This window comes from Candidatus Binatia bacterium (assembly GCA_036493895.1).
Lineage (GTDB): Bacteria > Desulfobacterota > Binatia > UBA1149 > CAITLU01 > DATNBU01.
The window spans coordinates 24,188-42,712 of the sequence record DASXOZ010000047.1 but is presented as its reverse complement, the minus strand read 5'-3'; the positions used below and the strand labels follow the sequence as shown (position 1 = coordinate 42,712).

The window sequence follows — 18,525 nt, the reverse complement described above, 5'->3', positions numbered from 1 at the left end:
GCCAGTGTATCGCTACGTTGCAGACGAAAATACCCGGCTGGTCGTCGCGACCTTCGAGGGCAATGTCACCGACGCCGACCTGTTCGAATACCTTGCGAACATGCTCGCCAACACCAAGTACCGCGCCGGCTGGCACAGCCTGATCGACCTCACCGGCGTCGACGTGATGGGAATGACGACGGCAGGCATCCAGCGAATGCGCGCTCTTCCGCTCTACATGGAAGAGAGGCTGCACGGGGCCCGGGCGGCGGTGCTGGTGTCGAAAGGATCGGCGGCCTACGACATGGCCAGGCTCTACGAGTCGATGGGCAAGTCCTCCTCCTACGAGGTCGCGCTGTTCACCGACCGCGAGACGGCGATGCACTGGCTCATGTCCGAGTAGCCGCGACCCTGCCCGTTTCCAGTTTCGCTCCCAATTCGAGACCGAGCGCTGCGGCCGCATCCGTCGCGGTCATTTTCTTTCCACCGACGCCGAGACGCGCCAGCATCACGCTGCCACCGGCTGCCGCGATCTCGATGCCGGTTTCGCCGAGCGCCAGCACGGTGCCGGCGCTGCCGCGGTCGCGGCGCGAGGCGATGTGCGATCCGTACAGGCGCACGACCTGGTCGCCGAAACGCGCGTGCGCACCAGGCGAAGGATCGCAGCCGCGGATGAGGTCGTGCACGTGGCGTACCGGGCGCGACCAGTCGACACAGGCATGCTCGTCGCGACACAGCGGCTCGTACGTTGCCAGGCTCTCGTCCTGCGCGACGGCGCTGGCTTTGCCCGCCAGCACCAGCTCGGCGCACTCGACGGTTGCCGCAACGCCCGCGTCGAAGACCTTGCCGTAATAGAAAGACCCGGCCGTGTCGTCAGGTCCGATCGCAAGCTCTTTCTGAAGACAGACCGGCCCCTCGTCGATTCCGTCGTCGGGACGAAACAGCGATACGCCGCCGATTTTGCATCCCTCGATGAGCTGCCAGTTGATCGCCGAGCCGCCGCGATAGGCCGGCAGCAACGAGGGGTGAAAGCAGATCGAGCCGCAGCGGGGCGCGTCGAGGATGCGAGACGGAATGATCTGGGTGACGTAAGCAAGAATCCCGAGATCGGCGCGCGCGGCGTCCACTTCGCGTGCCGCTTCGTCGCTGCGATATCCCTTGCGCTGGATGACCGGCACCCCGCGCGCCGCCGCGGCAGTCTTCAAAGGATCGTCAGGTCGCCCTGCCACGTCCGGAGGCGGGCAGACCGCAAGAATCTCGTGACCGCGCAGCGCGAGCTCTTCGAAGACTTTCTGGCCGAACTGGGCCTGGCCGAACAGCAGGATCTTTGCCATGGGCCTTCTTGGCCGTAGAGCGCGGGCCAGGCAACAGTCTGCGATGCCCGGACCCTGCAAAAACCGCTGGTTCCGGCGAAAGCGGCCTCGCTCCGCGGCGAACTGACAGTTGCGTCATGATCCCTCGCGTGCTACCCGCCACGGGTTCGCCGTCCCCCAAAGCCTTGCCCACGGGACGGCGCTTCTGAGAAATCCTAGGAGGAAGACAGCGTGAAGATTCTGGTCACCGCCAAGCGCGTGCCGGACTACGAGTCGACGATCAAGGTGAACCCCGAGGGCACCGGAATCGTCGAGGCGGGCCTCAAGTGGATCGTGAACCCGTTCGACGAAATCGCCGTCGAGGAGGCCCTGCGAATCAAGGAAGCCGGCGGCGGCCAAGGCGCTGTGGAGGTCGTGGTCGTCAGCGTCGGGCCGGCCGAAGCCCAGGAACAGCTGCGCACGACGCTGGCGATGGGCGCCGACCGGGCCATTCTCGTCAAGGCCGACCGCCCCGACACGACGGTAGTGGCGCGCATCCTCAAGAAAATCATCGAGAACGAAGCCCCGGACTTCGTGATCATGGGCAAGCAGGCCACCGACGACGACTCCAATGAAGTCGGGCAGATGCTGGCCCAGTTCCTCGGCTGGCCCCAGGCCACCTTCATCTCGAAGCTCACGCTTTCGGCCGACAAGACCTCCGCGACGGCGATTCGCGAGGTGGACGGCGGGCTCGAAACCATCGAGATTCCGCTGCCGGCCATCATCACCAACGATCTTCGGCTGAACGAGCCTCGCTACGCGTCGTTGCCCGGCATCATGAAGGCGCGCAAGAAGCCGCTCGAGGAAATCGATGCCGCTTCTCTCGGCGTCGACCTGACTCCGCGCATCCGCATCAAGAAGGTCACTCCGCCGCCCGCGCGTTCGGCCGGCCGCAAGGTCGACAGCGTCGACGAGTTGATCAAGGTGCTGCAGAGCGAAGCCAAGGTCCTGTAAGGCGCGGACAACCCCGCACACGGCAGCCAAGACATACGAGCGTTCGGGAGAGGACAAAGTGAGCAACGTACTGGTTTACGCAGAACACGCCCACGGCAAGCTGCCCAAGGCGACGGCGGTCGCAGTGACCGCCGCCAAGAAGCTCGCGGCGGTAAGCGGCGGTCAGACGATCCTGGCCGTGCTCGGATCGGGAGTCGGTGAGGTGGCATCGCAAGCCGCGAACCTCGGAGCCGACAAGGTCGTCACCGTCGACAATGCGGCGGTCGCGCAGGCCCTGGCCGACGTTACCGCGCTGACGCTCAAGGCCGTCGCCGAAGCCGTCGGCGCCCACACCGTCGTCTTCGCGGCGACGAGCAAGGGCCGCGACATCGCGCCGCGCCTTGCCGCAGCAATGGACGCGGCGATCGCGAGCGACGTCACCGAGATCAACGCCGACGGCACGGTGGTTCGCCCCATGAACGCCGGCAACGTGTTCGCGACCATTGAGCTCGCCGCCGAAAAGAAAGTCATTTCGGTGCGCACGACGGCGTTCGACGCGGCGTCCGGCTCGGGCGCTCCCGTCGAAGCGCTTTCGATCGCCCCGGTGCAGCCGGCCAAGCCCGCGAAATTCGTCAGCGTCGAAGAGACCAAGTCGGATCGTCCGGTGCTGACCGAGGCCACGCGCGTCGTCTCCGGCGGACGCGGACTCAAGAACGGCGAGAACTTCACGACGGTGCTCGCGCCGCTGTGCGACGCGCTCGGCGCCGCGATGGGCGCCAGCCGCGCGGCAGTGGACGCCGGCTACGTGCCGAACGACCTTCAGGTCGGCCAGACCGGCAAGGTCGTCGCGCCGACGCTGTACATCGCGGTCGGCATTTCGGGCGCCATCCAGCACCTGGCCGGCATGAAGGACTCCAAGGTGATCGTCGCGATCAACAAGGATGCCGAGGCGCCGATTTTCCAGGTCGCCGATTACGGGCTGGTGGCCGACCTGTTCCAGGCGGTGCCGGAAATGACGGAGAAGGTGAAAGCGCTGGCCAAGTAAGCATCGCGCTGCGATCGTTCGAAGACGAAGGCCGCGCCGGTGCATCCGGTGCGGCCTTTTTCGTTGCGGGCGTTCCGGCGTTTCGTCATTTCGGCATTTCGGCATTTCGAATGGGAGGACAAGAGTGCGTCGAGGCGGATTGGCCCGGAGACTGCTGCTGGTGCTCGCGAGCACCGCGACGGCGCTCCTGCTCGTCGAAGGTGCGCTGCAGCTCGCGGCACTGACGGTCGGGCGCGGTCCGGCGGCGCGGCGCGCGGCGGGCAGGCTCCAGGTCCTCTGCATCGGTGATTCGAATACCTACGGTCTCCTCGTCGCGCCCGGCGAAAGTTATCCCGCGCGCCTGCAGCAGATCTGGGATGCCGGCAAGCTCCAGCCTTCGATCCAGGCCGTGAACATCGGCTATCCCGGGACGAACTCCTCGCAGGTACTGCGCGACATCGACCGTAATCTCGACCTGTTCGAGCCGGATGTCGTCGTGATCGAAATCGGGGCCAACGATTTCTGGACGCTGCCGGTGCCGGTCGACGAACATGCCAGCGAGTCGTTTCTCTCCAGCGTGAAGCGCTGGTCGCGCCTCTACCGATTGATCTACATGGCGATGCGCGATCCGAATGCGCCGGTCGTCACGAACGGCGCAGGCGGCGAATCCAAGGGAAAACTCGAGTTCCTCGGCGACTCGTTCGATCTCGGCTCCGAGCCCGCCGCGGCGGGAGACTCGTCCATTCGCGACTCGCTCCCGCAACTCGTGGATCATCTGACCCGGGTGGTCGAGCGGGTGCGTGCTCGCGGCGCAGCGCCCGTGCTGCTGAACTACGCGTCGAGCAGCAGCGTGTACCGGCTCGCCAACACCCGCATCGAAAAGGTCGCGACGTCCACCGATACTCCGCTCGTCGATCTTCAGCCGGTATTCCGGGCGGAGGCGGTATGTCCGACGGAACCCTGCCCGCGCTGGGTCTTTCCCAATGGGCATGCGGCTCACGGACACCCGACACCGGAAGGGTACGAGCTCGTCGCCAAGGCGGTCGCGGAGAAGCTGCAACAGATCGTTGGAGAGACTCCGGACCGAAAGAACCAGGCAGATTGACGGCGATATCGGGCGCGGCCTTCGCTTTTTGCGGACACGAGGACGTCCTAATCCGCCCAGGCCACCCATCCGAAGTGCGCGGTCAGCAGGATGACCAGGCCGAATGCGATTCGATACCATGCAAACGCACGGAAATCGTGGGTGCTGATGTAGCGCAGCAACCAGCGTACACAGAGGAACGCGCTGAGGAACGAGGTCACCAGGCCGACGACCAGGAGGGAGCTGTCCAAGGCCGCCAGCGCTGCCCGCTCCTTGTACAGAGAGTAGAACGTCGCGGCGAAGATCGTCGGGATCGCCAGGAAGAACGAGAACTCCGTAGCGACCTTGCGGGAAAGCCCGAACAGCATTCCGCCGATGATCGTCGCACCGGAGCGCGAAGTCCCGGGAATGAGCGCGAACGTCTGGGCCAGCCCGATCTTGAGCGCGTCCAGAGGAGTCACGTCCTCGACTTCCTGGACGCGCGCGCGGGTCGCGCCCGCGAGGCTCCGTTCCGTCAGCAGGATGACGAATCCTCCAACGACGAAGGCCAGCGCCACGGGCACCGGCGCGAAGAGGACGGCCTTGATCGCCGCACCGAACACCACGCCGATGACGGCCGCCGGCACGAACGCAATCGCAAGGTTGAAGACGAAGCGGCGCGCGGCCGGGTCGTTGCCCAGGCCGACCATCACCTTTGCGATGCGCCCGCGAAACTCCCAGCACACCGCCAGGATGGCTCCCGCCTGGATGATGATCTCGAAAGCCTTGGCGCCGTCGCCCGTCCAGTCGATCAGGCTCCCTGCCAGAATCAGGTGACCCGTGCTCGAGATCGGGAGAAATTCGGTCAGGCCTTCCACCACGCCCATAAAGGCGGCTTTGAGGACGAGAATCAGATGCATCGGCAGTTCCGTTCCTCGGTGGGCTGAGGCGCCCTCAATTTCACACCACGCGCCTTGCCGCCGCCACTGCGAGCATCAGCGTCGTGCTGACAGCGACGATGGTCGGCCCCGTCGGCAGGTCGGCCACGTACGAAATCGAGATCCCGGCCAGGCTACTGAGCGTTCCTGCCAGCACCGAGCTCGCGAGAGCGACGCGCAGGCTCTGGCGCAGCGTGAGCGCCGTTGCCGCCGGCAGCACGAGAAAGTTGAAGACGACCAGCGCCCCGGCCGCGCGGATCGCGAGCGAGATCGTGATGCCGACGGTCAGGAACAGCACGACGTTCCACAGCCGCGCGCGCACGCCGAGAGCCATCGCCATGTCCGGATCGAACGAGACGAACAGGAACTCCTTGAAGTAGAGCGCATGCACCGCGGCGACGGCCAGGCCGAGAGCCGCGAGCTGGATGACTTCCGACGTGTCGATGGCAAGCACGTTGCCGAACATCAGGTTGAGCACTTCCGATTCGGCGTGGGTGCTGACCGCGACGATCAGGATCGCGATGCCAGAGGCCGCGGCGTAGGCGACGCCGATCAGGGTTTCACGCGGCACCGCCCCTTCGCGGCGCTGGGCCGCCATCGCGACGGCGGCAAAGACCGTCAGCGCCAGCGCGACCGGTTGCGGCGCAAGATGCACGTCGTGTCCGTACCAGCTCTCGAGGTAGCCGCTCGCGAACAGCGCCAGCGCCACGCCGAGCGAGCTCACCTGCGCAAGAGCGGCGCCGACGAACACCGCGCGGCGCAGCACGATGAACACTCCGAGGTACGAACAGACCGCGGCAACGATCGTCGTGCCGGCCAGCACGTTGAGCATGAAGCCCTGCTGGAGCATCTCGACGATCTTGCTCACAGCACCACCACCCTTTTCCCGGCCAGGCGCGCGACGTGCGCGTCGACGCCGTACATCTCGTGCAGCACTTCGGCGGTCAGCAGCTCGTCGACCGGCCCCACCCTCACCTGACCTTCGTGAAGGAGAAGCAATCGATCGGCGGAATCGGCCAATTCGTTGAGCCGGTGCGTCACGTAGACGACGGTGACCCCGATCTCGGCGCGAAGCTGCGCGATCAGCTCGAGAATGGCCTGCTGCCCTTCGAGGTCCATCCCTTCCGTGGGCTCGTCCATCAGCAGGATGCGCGCCTCGGCGGCCAGCGCGCGTGCGAACAGCGTGCGCTGCTTCTGGCCTCCCGACATGTCGCGGAACCTCTTTTCGGCCATGCCGCCGAGCCCGACGTGCTCGAGCTGGCGGTCGGCGATGCGACGGTCTTCGGCACCGGGCCGCCGCCCCGGCGGCAGCAGGCCGTAGCGCCCCATCAGCACGATTTCGCGAGCGGTCAGCGGAAACATCTCGTCGATGTGCGCGCGCTGCGGCACGTAGCCGAAGCGCATGCTCTCTTCGCGGCCGTCGAACAGGATCCGCCCGGCGTGAGGGCGGATGATGCCGAGCATCGCGCGAAGGATCGTCGTCTTGCCGGAGCCGTTTGCTCCGACGACTCCGAAGAACTCTCCTTCGACGATCGAGAAGCTGAGATCGGAGAGCACGACGTGGCGCCGATAGCCGAGGGTGACACCCTGGAAGTCGACGAGCGTCTTCGGCGTTTTTGCCTCCGGCGCCGGCCTTGCTGCAGTTGCGGTCGTCATGGCATTGCCTCAACGAAGCGCGGCGGCAATGCGCGGGACGATGTTGCCGCACAGCGACGGATAGTCGGTGATCGCCGGATCGCCGCCCACCTGGGCCGGGAACTCGACCACCTTGGCACCGGTCTGTTCGGCGACGGTGTCGGGCGTGCGCCGCTCGTGCCACGGCTCCATCAGGATCACCTTGACGCCCTGGTTCTTGATCAGCGCGATGAGCTCGGTGACGTGGGAAGCCGACGGCGGAATTCCCGGCTTCGGCTCGACCGTGCCGACTTCGACCAGGCCGAAGCGCTGGCAGAAGTACGTCAGGCTCTTGTGGTAGGTGACGACCTTGGTTCCCTTGAACGGCGCCATCACTTTCAGGCAGTCGGCCTCCGCGGCATCGATGCGCGCGAGCAGCTTGGCGAGATTGTCGTTGTAAGCCGATGCGTGCGACGGATCGGCGAGCGCAAGGCCGGCGGCGATGTTCTTCGCCATGATCTTGCCGTTTTCGGGATCGATCGAGAAGTGCGGGTTGCCGCCGGGATGCACGTCGCCCATTGCGCGAGTGACCGCCTCGGTCGGGATGTCGAGCAACGGCACGCCGTCGGCCGCGACGATGCGACCGGGCGCGCCGACGCGGATCTTGTCGTTGCGCGTCTGGTCCACGAGCGCCGGCAGCCAGCCGATCTCCAGCTCCAGGCCGTTTTCGATCAGCACATCGGCCTTGTTCAGCGTGACGATGAAGCTCGGTTTGGCCTGCACGTAATGCGGGTCTTCGTTCGGCTTGCCGATGCACGTGACGTTGACGGCGTCGCCGCCGATGTCGCGCGCGATCGACGCAAGATCGGGCAGCGTCGCGACCACCTCGAGCTTGGCGTGGGCCGAACTTGCGGTGGTGAGAATTGCCAGAGCCGCAGCCAGCGCAGCCGTGCCGCGCAGCGTACGGGAAAATGGGGCGGACAGGTAACGGATCATCGAACGGTCTCCTAGAACTTGTGGGCGCCGTGGGCGCCGAGAATGAATTCCACCTGGACCCACACCGAGTGCTCGTCTCCGAACACCTGGCCGTGGTCGTAGTTGTACTGGAGGCGAAGCTTGGAGAACTCGGTGGGGTAGAACGTGATGTTCGGCGAGACGCGGGTGCGGTTGCCGCGCTCGAGCGGGTCGGTGTTGTCGAACTCGCTGTGGTCCCCGGTGGCGTACTCGCCGCGCAGTCCGGCGACCCAGCGCACGTAGAAACCCCAGAGCACCTGCGAGTAGAACCCGTAGTCGTCGAACGTCTCCTTGGGAAGAAACGCCACCGGATCGGCCGCGGCTTCGTAGCGACGCAGCATTCCTTCGGTCTGCCACGACACGAACGGGAAACCCTGCTCTGCCCGCTCCGGCCTCCACTTCCAGTACGTATCGACTCCGTAGACTTCGGAATACGCGCTACTGCCGCGCCCGGTGTCGTTCGGCCCGAAGGCGCCCGATGCGCCGACGACCAGCGTCTGCGTGTCGGTCAGATCGAACGACGAAGTGATGCGCGGCACGAACAGCAGGTCCGAAACCTTGTGAATCCCGTGATCCACCGGCTCTCGCCCGTACGTGTTGTCCGGATCCCGGAAGCTGAAAGCCGTGCCGCCTTCGCCGTTGAACACGTCGAGCATCAGCTCGGTGTAAAACGGCGTCGGCGCCAGCCACGAGACCTTTGCACCGACGTTGCGAAGCCCGTCGCCGCCGAGCAGGCGCCCCATGATGATGGGCTCGTCGACGAAGCCCCACGTGTGCGGGTGGGTGGGATTGAGCCTTCCGAAATCGGCGAAGAACTGCCCGGCCTTCACCTGGAGGTTCCACGGCAAGGAAGTCGAGACGAGGTAAGCTTCCTCGAGCTCGACCGAGGTTTCGTTGCCTTTGTCGAGCTTGAACACGATGTTGGCGAATCCCTTGAAGTAGGGATCGACCGCACCGTCGAGCGCGACTTCCGCGTTGCGAAGCGAGAAGCCGCGCTGGTCGGGATCGTGGTCTCCGAGCTGGAGCTTGCCCACGTCGTTCGTCGTCGAGCTGCCCACGTCCGTGATCGCGTCGAAACTCATGTTCATGTAGTTCGCGCCCGACGCCGAGCGCATCACGGTGACGGGCTGGCCGCCGAGCGCGGCCTGCATCAGTGAAGGCTGCGCAGCGGGCGCGGCCGTCGCTACGGGAGCGGGGGCCGGCGCGGTCGCGGCGGCCGGCGGTGCAGCCACGGTTACCGTCGACGCAGCGCCGGCCGGCTTCATTGCCGCGGCCGCGGCAGGCGCCGGCTTCTTCGTCGACTCGAGCTCGTCGAGCTTCTTCTGCATCTTCTGCATCTGCTGCTGCATCTGGCGAAGCTGGGTTTGCAGCGCTTCGATGGTGTCGGCGGCCGGGTCGGCGAAAGTTGCGTCGGCCTGCAGCGACAGGATCAGCATCGCGACTGCGCAGGCGAGCGCGACAGCGTCGATGCGACGGCGGAATCGGAATCTGCGGCGGGGCCGTAGCCGCTTCTCTCCGCAAGGGGCGGGTTCACAGGACATGGCCTTTTCCCTCCTGGGCTGGCGACGACGACGCGGGCGACGACACGACCGTCGCCGCCCGCGAGGACGCGCAGTCGCTCACGATTCGGTGGAAACCGATGGATCGGGAATCAGGCGGGGAGCGGCGGGGCTCGCGGAGCCGCGCTCGTGCGGGAAGTCTGCGCACGCGTTGATGCGCTCTGGCTGGCTACGACCCAGTGCTCACGAAGAGCCGGGACCGTAACGGCGATCGCCAGCGGCGACAGGGTGCGCAACTCGGATACGAGCCGGCATTCGGGGCAGGTGGCCGCGTCGTGACGCGAGGCCGTCGAAGCCTGATGGACCGGAAGCCGAAGCTCGACTCCGGCCGCCTGTCCCGCTCCAGCTGCCTCGCGGTCGTGCCCAGCGTGCACCACGGGCAGCACGATCTGCATCGCGACCGCGAGCGAGCACAGGACAGAAGCAAGACTGCGACCCAGGCGTCCAACGTGCCTGGCCGGGACAAGACGCATCGTGCCTCAAAAGAGCAGCGGGTGACGCCCCCGTCAAGTCGGCCGCCGCGGCAATCGCGGACTGCTCAATGACGCCTGGCTGCCCGGGCGGACGCAATCACGCGCAGCGCGATGCGAGCCCTCGTTGCAGCGGCTTCGGCCTGCTCCGCGCCCGGTACACACACGTCGCACGAGAGTGGCACTTCCCCCGAAGGACTTTCCCGCCCGTACCACTGTCGCGTGATGCCGCCGAGTGGCACTGAGGAAAAAAGAAACTCATTCGCGCGAGCACGGTATCAAATCGGAATCACCCAGGATCGTCGCGCCCGAACAAGTAGGTCGAAGCGCGCAAGCACGCGAAACCATTCGATTCGCAAACCGACTCTCGCGCATTCGAAGTCGAGACGCCGATCCATCTTCGGGGGAAGACGTGCATTCCTCATACCGGAAGCGTGCTTGCAGCCAGGCGCGATACGCCGCGATGGTCACGCCGGGCAGGACGGAGCGCCGGAACGCATTGGAAAACAACGAATGGTGGCAACGCATGGCGGCGCCGCCTGGGGATGGAATCGCAAGCTGGCCCGGTGCCCGGTCATCCGGGGGCGGGTGGAGGTAAGAAGAATGAACCCAGTCTCGTACACGAATTTGTCGCGGAGGGCGCGTTTGATGCGCACCGCGGCGCTGATGCTCGCGACGGCCGCGCTGGCGGCGGCATCGCCCGCGCGCGCCGACGAGTGTCTCCAGCAGGCTTTCGGATCGCCACTCAACTGCACCGCGAACGACATCCAGGCCACTTCCGTCGAGATCACCGACCTGCAGAACGGCTGCTCCGGTGCCCCCGGAGACACCTTCACGTTCAGCGGCATCCTGCACGTGACGTCGAATGCGACGAATCGCTACGACGTCGGGTTCTACTTCGGCAACAACCCGCTTACCGACACGAACTCGGATTGCACGGTCACACCGATTCCCCCCGATCCGTCCCTCGGACCACAGGACGGCGACACCTGCGGCGACGTCTCGAGCGCCATGGAAGTATCCGTCCCGATCCAGAACCTGACGGCGCCCTGCACCGACGCGGACCAGAACGGGTTCATCGACATCAGCACCTGTTCGGTCTGGAAGAACAGCGCGAGCTCGACCGACTGTCCGCCGCTGCTTCCGGAGACCAAGTCGAAGTGCGACTGCCAGATCGTCAACTCGAACCTGCCGATACCGCAGCCGGAATGCCTGGCCGATTCCGATTGCGTATCAACGGGTCCTTGCGAGGTCGGCGTCTGCACGAGCGGCAATTGCCTCTTCTCGTTCGAGCCGACGACGACGGTCTGCCGTCCGTCGGCCGGAATCTGCGACACCCCCGAGACGTGCACGGGCTCGTCGGCCGATTGCCCCGCCGACACGCTCTCGTCCTCCACGACGACGTGTCGTGCAGCAGCCGGAGTGTGCGACGTAGCCGAGGCATGCACCGGAACATCACCGTCGTGCCCGGGCGATACGTTCGCCAGCGGAGGAATCACCTGCCGCGAATCGGCCGGAGTCTGCGACGTGGCCGAGTCCTGCACCGGAACCTCGGCGTCGTGCCCCGATGACACGTTCCAGTCGTCGACGACCACCTGCCGCGCATCGGCCGGAGTCTGCGACGTCGCCGAGACCTGCACCGGAAACTCGGCGTCGTGCCCGGGCGATACGTTCCAGTCGTCGACGACGACCTGTCGCGACGCCACCGGAATCTGCGACAGCCCCGAGAACTGCACCGGAAACTCGGCGCAGTGCCCGCCGGATGCCTTCGTCGCTTCGGCAGCGGTCTGCCGCGCATCGACCGGTGTCTGCGACGTTGCCGAGCTGTGCACCGGCGCCGGCGGCACCTGCCCGCCGGACCAGTTCGCACCGTCGACGACGGTGTGCCGCGGTTCGGCCGGCGTCTGCGACGTCGCCGAGACGTGCACAGGCAACGGGCCGACCTGCCCGGCGGATTCTTTCCAGCCGAGCACGACCGTTTGCCGCGCCTCGGCCGGCGAGTGCGATCAGGCCGAGAACTGCACCGGCGGATCCGCGTCGTGCCCCGGCAACGAATTCCTGCCCGACGGAACGACGTGCTCGACGGACAACAACGTCTGCACGAATGACATCTGCGCGAGCGGCTCGTGCACGCACGTCAACAACACGGCGCCGTGCAACGACAACCAGTTCTGCACGGTGAACGACACGTGCAGCAACGGCTCGTGCAACGGAACGGCCCGCGATTGCGGACTGGCTTCGTCGTGCGCGACGGTGACCTGCAGCAACACGCTCGCCGAGTGCGAGATCACGGCGAACGATTCGGCGTGCGACGACAACAACGACTGCACGCAGGACACCTGCTCGCCGACGGCCGGCTGCGAGCACAGCAACGCCTGTCCGACGGCGATCTGCCGCAGCCCGGGCTTCTGGTCCACGCATGCGGGCACCGAAAGCAAGGGACATCGCACCGGAGTGAACATCACCCAGGAGTTGATCGACGCGGTTGGACCGCTGCAGGTATGCGGCGAGACGATCAGCACGACGAGCGGAGCGACGCTGTCGGACGCGTTGGAAGCTCTGTGCGTAACCGTGCAGGGCGTCCAGGATCGCCAGTTGTTCCGCCAGCTCGTCGCGGCGGCCCTGAACTGCGCTGTCACCGGAGACGCGAGCAACTGCGACTCGGTGGTGCCCGAGTTCAGCGCCTGCAGCGATCTGTGCGCCGGAACGGTGGATCCGAATGCGCCCACCGTGAACGACTGCATCGGCCTGCTCGACTGCTTCAACAACGGCGGCCAGATCGAGAGCGGCCAGTGCGCAACGGGCACCTGCCAGAACCAGCCGTCGGTCTTCTGCGGCGGCGACTTCGGCGACTGCCCGCTATTGAACGGGCTGACCCAGGCCTGCATCACGTTCCCGGGCAACTGCGAGTCGGCGGCGTTGTGCAACCACGACATCAACTTCTGTCCGGCCAGTTCGCCCGCATCCAGCACCGATGCGTGCAAGCAGGCCAGGTTCGACCAGTGCACGATCGATTCGTGCCCGTGACGACCGGGACATGAAGCCCTGACAGACGCTCGAGAGCCGGGCGGTCGCGAAAGCGTCCGCCCGGCTCTTTTTTTGCGCGCGCGTCTTTCAGGTGCGGGCGGCGCCGCGGGGGACGATCGAGAAGCGCGAGAGGTACTGGAGCAAGGCGTTCTCGTCCTGCTTCGAATCGACGAGCGCGAGGTAGCCGTCCGGCCTCACCAGGTACAGTGCATCGCGCACGAATCCGGCGCCGGCTGCCGCGTCATCCCAGTCGAAAGTGCGCAGGTGAACCCCATAGGAGGCTGCGGTGGCGGCAAGCATGGGGGAGACAGTTCCGTAGACCTGCAGATGCCAGTCGGGCAACCCGTCGCTGCGGAAATTATCGAGCGGAGCTATCCACGGAAGACGGTCGCCGCCGCGCACCGCTCCTGCCGAACCCGATGACAACGCGCTGCCGCGATACTCGATGCGGATCTGCGAGATGGTTCGAAACGCAAGGCGGCGAAACCATCCGAAGCGCAGAAGCAGCGGAATGATGTGAGGCAGGAGGAGCCGGCGGATCGTACGCCCCGCGACGCCGCGGCTCGTGATCCCGGTGAACAGGCGGTCGGTCGTCGCCACCAGCGTTCGCGCGAAAACGATGCGCTCGGGCTCGTAGGTTTCGAGGATGCGCGTATCGGCGCGACCGGTCGCCACTGCGGCGAGCTTCCAGCCGAGATTGACCGCATCGCCGATGCCGGTGTTCATGCCCTGGCCTCCGGCCGGGCTGTGAATGTGCCCGGCGTCGCCGGCCAGGAACACGCGGCCGCGTCGAAACGTCGCGGCCACCCGGTGATGCACCTGGTAAGTGGAAAACCACATCTCGCGGCCGACGCGGATGCCGATCAGCTGCTCGACGTAAGGGCGCACGTCCTCGAGGGTCACGTGCTCGCGGCCTTCGAGCGGTTTGGGAATCAGCCCGATCAGCCGGAAACGTCCGCTGCTGCGGATCGGAAACACCAGGCAGAGAGCATCGGCATCCAGGCAGAAGTTGAGATCTCCGTCGGTGCCCGGCCCGCTGGCCTCGATGTCGGCGACGAAGAATGCCTGGCGATACGTACCACCGGGAAACGCGACCCCGAGCCCCTCGCGAACCGCGCTGTGGGCACCGTCGCAGCCGCACAGCCACGCGGTATCCATGCTCTCCTCCCCGTGCGGACCGCGAAGACGGGCACGCACGAGAGGACCGCGGTCTTCGAACGAGACGAGCTCGGTGTTCCATTCGACCTCGATCCCCTCGCGCCGCAGTCGCTCGCCCAACACGGCCTCGTGCTCGTCCTGCGGGAAGCTCAGCACGAAAGGGTACGGACTCAAGCCCTTGCCGAAGTTCCCGATGTCGATGAGCGCGACCGCGACACCGTGCTCGAAGAGATGCCCCTTGTGCACGCGAATTCCGCGCGAGACGACTTCGTCGGCAAGGCCGAAGCGATCGTAAAGCTCGAGCGTCCTGGCGTGGACCGCCATCGCCCGCGACGCCGTTCCGGGTCCGCTTGCGCGATCGATGATCCGCACGCGCGCGCCGCCGAGCACCAGCTCCAGCGCGAGGACCAGGCCCGTGGGTCCCGCACCGACGACGAGAATCGGCGCATCCTGTGCGTCTTGCGCGTCCTGCGCGTCTTGCGCGTCTTGCGCGTCTTGCGCACCACGGGGAGGCATGGAGGTCAATTTTCGTCACAGCCCGGCTTAGCGCAAGCGTCCGCCGGCGCAGCCGCGTCCGACGTCGCGACTGTGGCGAAAACCGCAACCCGTCAGCGCAGTGCCACGTCCGGGTGCTCCGCGGGGACCGCCGATGATTCATCGTGGCAATGTCCGCAAGGCGCAAGATAGCCGCTGGCCGCCGCAGCAAACGTCCAGGCGCCGAAGACGATGACCGCGGCACCGGCTGCCCGCCTGGCCGACCGTGAGCGCAGCACCGCCAGCCCCTGCGCGCTGGCGCCCGAGATCGCGAGCAACGCCGGAACAGTACCGAGCCCGAATGCGGCCATCGTCGATGCACCCGCCGCAGCCGAGCCCGACGCTGCCGCAACGACGAGCGCGCTGTAGACGAGCCCGCACGGGAGCCATCCCCACAGCGCGCCGAATACCAGTGCCGAAGCGATCGAGCTGGCGCGACCGACGCGGCGTGCGAGCGGCGCGATGCGGCGCCACAGCAGCGAGCCGACCCTTTCGATGCTGCCCGTTCTGCTCGACCAGCCCCCGATCTGCAGCCCGGCGGCAATCATGAGAAGTGCCGCGATCGAACGGATGGCAAGAGTCCCGGATGCGCCACCCAGGCCACTCAGACGAGGAAGAACACTGCCGAGGGATCCAACGACGGCGCCAGCGGTCGCGTAGCTGGTGATGCGTCCGAGGTTCTGCGCGAGCATCCGCAGATTGCGACTGCCGGTATCGTCGTCAGGCGCAGGCGCCGCCGACATCGCTGCGGCGATGCCGCCGCACATCGCGGCGCAATGGCCGCTTCCGGCAAACCCCATGAGAAGCGCTGCAGGTACGACGATCATCGCGTTTTCGCCTCGGGAACGGACGCTGCGCCGTCGCCAGCGCTGTTTCGGGCAGTCTGGTGCAACGGCTCTTCGTCGAACAGCACGAAGGTGCCCTGGCTTTCGAGATCGTCGAACTGACCGTTGCGTACGGCCCAGAAAAACGCCGCAATCGCGACCGAGAGCAGCATCAGGCCGAGAGGGACAAGGACGAACAGGATCGTCATGCCACTGCCTCCCGGGCCATTGCGGCCACAACCTGCGCGCCATCTTCGCGGACGATCCGCTCACCGGCGCGCGGCGCATCGCCGAGACGCACGGCGTTGAGGACAACGACCAGCGAGCTCGCCGACATTCCGACGGCAGCCATCCACGGTGCAACGAGGCCGCTGCAAGCCAGCGGAATTGCCAGCAGGTTGTAGAGACCCGACCAGACGAGGTTCTCCCGCATCACGCGCCGCGTGCGGCGCGCGAGCACGAGAAGCTGCTCGATCGCGCCAAGATCGTTGCCGATCAACACGGCATCGGCGCGGCTTCGCGCCAGGTCGGTGCCCGTGCCCATCGCGATCGAGACGTCGGCCGCGCCGAGTACCGGCGCGTCGTTGACGCCGTCACCGACCATCAGCACGACAGCACCGTGGGCCTGCAGGGACTTGACCAGGGCGAGCTTGTCGGCCGGCGTCGAGTCGGCGATCCATTCGTCGATTCCCGCCGATGCCGCTACGGCCGCTACCGAAGCGCGACCGTCGCCACTGGCAAGAACGACGCGCAGGCCCGCGCGACGCAGCGATGCGATCGTCCGCGCGACATGCGGGCGCGGTACATCCTCCAATTCGAACCGGCAAAGCAGTCCCCGTTCGTCGCCGAGCGCGATGGCGGTGCCGCCCGTCGCAAGCGCACCGGCAGCACCCGCCCCGACACCGCAAAGCTCGGAAACCCAGGACGCCGAGCCGATCCTCACACGGCGTCCGTCGATGTGCCCTTCGATTCCCGCACCCGCCGTCGCGCAGATGCCCTGGACGACAACTGACGAAGCATCGACATCGTCGAAAGCCCGCGCCAGAGGATGTTCCGAGAACCCCTCGAGCGCTGCCGCCAGCGCCAGGCACGACGCTTCGTCGAGACCGGCCAGTGCGACCGTGCGCCTGCGACGAAATCGTCCAAGCGTAAGAGTGCCGGTCTTGTCGAAGACGACGTGCGTGACCCGCCGCAGGGATTCGATGGCGGCGCCGTTTCGCAGCAGCAGCCCGCGGCGCAGCGCGCCCCGCGATGCTGCGGTCAAGGCTGCGGGAGTTGCCAGCGACAGCGCGCAAGGACAGGTGACGACCAGAACCGAAAGCGCCACCCAGAACGCGCGGGACGCATCGATGTGCGCCCAGACGATGGCGGTCCCCGCCGCGATCGCGAGCACCGCCGGAACGAAAATCTGGGCAACACGGTCGGCCAGGCGGGCAAGGCGCGGCCGCGCTTCGCCGGCGGCATCGACCATGCGGACGATCCTCGACCACGCCGTGTCGGCGCCCGTGCGGGTGGCCACGACGACCAGAGGGCTTTCGCCGTTCTGGGTGCCGGCAGCCACGTCGTCACCTGCGTTCTTCTCGCAAGGCCAGTGCTCGCCCGTGAGCATCGATTCGTTGACCCAGCCTCGTCCGTCGCACACGGCGCCGTCGACCGGAAACGTCTCTCCAGGACGCACGACGATCCGGTCGCCCGCCGCCAGCTCGCTGGCAGCGACGATTCGGCGCGAGCCGTCCGCGTCGATCTTCGTTGCCGATGCCGGCGGCTGGCGCAGCGCAGCCTCGATCGCAGCGCAGGCGCGCTGGCGGGCGCGCATCTCGACGAAACGACCCAGCGACAGGAAAAACACGAACATCGAGACCGAATCGAAGTAGACCTCGCCCGAGCGTGTCACCGTTGCCCACAGGCTGGCGCTCCACGCGACCAGCAACGCAACGCTCACCGGCACGTCCATGCCGAGGCGGCGGTTGCGAAGGTCGCGCCACGCACCGGCCAGGAACGGACGGCCTGCATAAAACAGCACCGGAGTGGCGACCATCGCGCTCGTCACGCGAAGGAAGAACCGGTAACGATCCTCCATGCCTTGGAGGGCGCCCGCATACAGGCCCACTGCGTACATCATCACCTGCGTGGCGCCGAGGCCGCCGACCACGAGGCGTCGCAGTGCGGCGCGGTATTCGGCAGCCCTGGTCTCCGCTTCCCAATCGGGACGGTAGGGCAGCGCGACGTAACCGAGAGCTGCCATCGCAGCGAGAACGACGGACAGCGAGGTTTCGGACGCATGCCAGGCTACTTCGGCCCTTCCCGCTCCAAGATGGACGCGCGCCTGGTCGATTCCACGCTGCGCCCGCAGGTGGCTCTCGAGCAGCCAGACGCACGCTGCGCAGCGAAGGCCCTCGATCGACAGCGTCACGCATCGCAGGTCGCCGTCGTCGAAACGCACGAAGGATTTCTGCAGTGACGGGTCGTCGTAACGCGCCCACTGGTCCGACGGAATCTTCGCAACCGCCTGGGGATTGTCCGCCGGAGCGTCGCGAAAGCGGTAATATGCGGTGAAGCCTCCGTTCGCGATCAGCTCCGCGACGGCGACGCACCCCGCGCAGCACATCGCGCGCGAAGCACCGTCGATGACGGCGTAGAACTGCACCCCGCGCCCGATCTCGAGCCCGCAGTGAAAGCAGGGCTCGGTATTCACCGTGAGCTCGGCGGGTGCGTGTCTTCCACGGGCTGTACCCGCGGATGCGGCGTGGGCGGCGCCGCGTGCGCCGCCTGGCCTGCAGCTTCCGCATTGGTGGTTGCGGAGACGACGGCTGGCCGCGTCGGCACATCGGCCACAGCGCCCATCGCATCCTCGTGCAGCACGACGTCGGCGTGACGGATCGCGACGATCAGCGTCGAGATGCTGAGAATCACGCTCGCCGCAGGAAGCGCGACGAGGAACCAGGGCCAGAACTGCCGGTACCAGGGCCGCGGGTCCCGGTCGTTTTGCCCTTGGTCAGACGTTTCGCGTACCGACATGTTCCTCTCCTCTCTGCC

16 protein-coding genes are annotated in these 18,525 nt (G+C 66.6%); 5 read left to right on the top strand and 11 right to left on the bottom strand.

Features of this window, described 5'->3' with window-relative positions:
* Positions 1-4: 4 nt before the first annotated feature.
* Positions 5-382: a hypothetical protein gene (locus VGK20_11510; protein ID HEY2774662.1), complete on the top strand. Its 378-nt coding sequence runs from the start codon at positions 5-7 to the stop codon at positions 380-382.
* Here VGK20_11510 and VGK20_11505 read toward each other — a convergent pair.
* A complete protein-coding gene (locus tag VGK20_11505; GenBank protein HEY2774661.1) occupies positions 369-1,313 on the bottom strand; it encodes a methionyl-tRNA formyltransferase in 945 nt (314 codons plus the stop codon). The genes VGK20_11510 and VGK20_11505 overlap by 14 nt on opposite strands.
* 210 nt (positions 1,314-1,523) lie before the next feature.
* On the opposite strand from VGK20_11505, the gene VGK20_11500 reads away from it, so the two are divergent.
* The 3 genes from VGK20_11500 to VGK20_11490 all read left to right on the top strand — a co-directional run bounded on the left by VGK20_11500 (position 1,524) and on the right by VGK20_11490 (position 4,393).
* On the top strand, positions 1,524-2,285 hold the full coding sequence (locus tag VGK20_11500) for an electron transfer flavoprotein subunit beta/FixA family protein (GenBank protein HEY2774660.1): 762 nt from the start codon (positions 1,524-1,526) through the stop codon (positions 2,283-2,285).
* A 58-nt stretch (positions 2,286-2,343) separates the two neighbouring features.
* A complete protein-coding gene (locus VGK20_11495) occupies positions 2,344-3,309 on the top strand; it encodes an electron transfer flavoprotein subunit alpha/FixB family protein (protein ID HEY2774659.1) in 966 nt (321 codons plus the stop codon).
* A gap of 139 nt (positions 3,310-3,448) precedes the next feature.
* Positions 3,449-4,393 carry a GDSL-type esterase/lipase family protein gene (locus VGK20_11490; protein HEY2774658.1) on the top strand — a complete coding sequence of 315 codons (945 nt, stop codon included), beginning with the start codon at positions 3,449-3,451 and terminating at the stop codon, positions 4,391-4,393.
* Positions 4,394-4,440: 47 nt separating this feature from the next.
* Here VGK20_11490 and VGK20_11485 read toward each other — a convergent pair whose 3' ends face one another.
* Genes VGK20_11485 through VGK20_11465 form a run of 5 tightly spaced genes read right to left on the bottom strand, consistent with a single transcriptional unit; the run spans position 4,441 to position 9,458 of the window.
* Entirely contained in the window at positions 4,441-5,271 is an 831-nt protein-coding gene (locus VGK20_11485) for an undecaprenyl-diphosphate phosphatase (protein ID HEY2774657.1), read from the bottom strand.
* Between the two features lie 40 nt (positions 5,272-5,311).
* Positions 5,312-6,157, bottom strand: coding sequence for a metal ABC transporter permease (locus tag VGK20_11480; GenBank protein HEY2774656.1), 846 nt, complete (start codon positions 6,155-6,157; stop codon positions 5,312-5,314).
* Positions 6,154-6,945: a metal ABC transporter ATP-binding protein gene (locus VGK20_11475; protein HEY2774655.1), complete on the bottom strand. Its 792-nt coding sequence runs from the start codon at positions 6,943-6,945 to the stop codon at positions 6,154-6,156. Before VGK20_11475 ends, VGK20_11480 begins: the two co-directional genes overlap by 4 nt.
* Positions 6,946-6,954: 9 nt before the next feature.
* A complete protein-coding gene (locus VGK20_11470) occupies positions 6,955-7,899 on the bottom strand; it encodes a metal ABC transporter substrate-binding protein (GenBank protein HEY2774654.1) in 945 nt (314 codons plus the stop codon).
* Between the two features lie 11 nt (positions 7,900-7,910).
* Positions 7,911-9,458, bottom strand: a complete 1,548-nt coding sequence (locus VGK20_11465; GenBank protein ID HEY2774653.1) for a TonB-dependent receptor — start codon at positions 9,456-9,458, stop codon at positions 7,911-7,913.
* 1,136 nt (positions 9,459-10,594) lie between these two features.
* Between VGK20_11465 and VGK20_11460 the strand changes: the two genes are divergently transcribed.
* Positions 10,595-12,973 carry a hypothetical protein gene (locus tag VGK20_11460; GenBank protein HEY2774652.1) on the top strand — a complete coding sequence of 793 codons (2,379 nt, stop codon included), beginning with the start codon at positions 10,595-10,597 and terminating at the stop codon, positions 12,971-12,973.
* Between the two features lie 87 nt (positions 12,974-13,060).
* Here VGK20_11460 and VGK20_11455 read toward each other — a convergent pair whose 3' ends face one another.
* From VGK20_11455 to VGK20_11435, 5 genes are all read right to left on the bottom strand, one after another.
* Complete coding sequence (locus VGK20_11455; protein ID HEY2774651.1) at positions 13,061-14,647, bottom strand: FAD-dependent monooxygenase; 1,587 nt, start codon at positions 14,645-14,647, stop codon at positions 13,061-13,063.
* A gap of 92 nt (positions 14,648-14,739) precedes the next feature.
* Complete coding sequence (locus VGK20_11450) at positions 14,740-15,492, bottom strand: sulfite exporter TauE/SafE family protein (protein ID HEY2774650.1); 753 nt, start codon at positions 15,490-15,492, stop codon at positions 14,740-14,742.
* Entirely contained in the window at positions 15,489-15,698 is a 210-nt protein-coding gene (gene ccoS, locus VGK20_11445; protein HEY2774649.1) for a cbb3-type cytochrome oxidase assembly protein CcoS, read from the bottom strand. Before ccoS ends, VGK20_11450 begins: the two co-directional genes overlap by 4 nt.
* Positions 15,695-18,184: a heavy metal translocating P-type ATPase gene (locus VGK20_11440; GenBank protein HEY2774648.1), complete on the bottom strand. Its 2,490-nt coding sequence runs from the start codon at positions 18,182-18,184 to the stop codon at positions 15,695-15,697. The genes ccoS and VGK20_11440 overlap by 4 nt, the downstream gene beginning before the upstream one ends.
* Positions 18,181-18,507, bottom strand: coding sequence for a FixH family protein (locus VGK20_11435; protein HEY2774647.1), 327 nt, complete (start codon positions 18,505-18,507; stop codon positions 18,181-18,183). The genes VGK20_11440 and VGK20_11435 overlap by 4 nt, the downstream gene beginning before the upstream one ends.
* Positions 18,508-18,525: the final 18 nt, after the last annotated feature.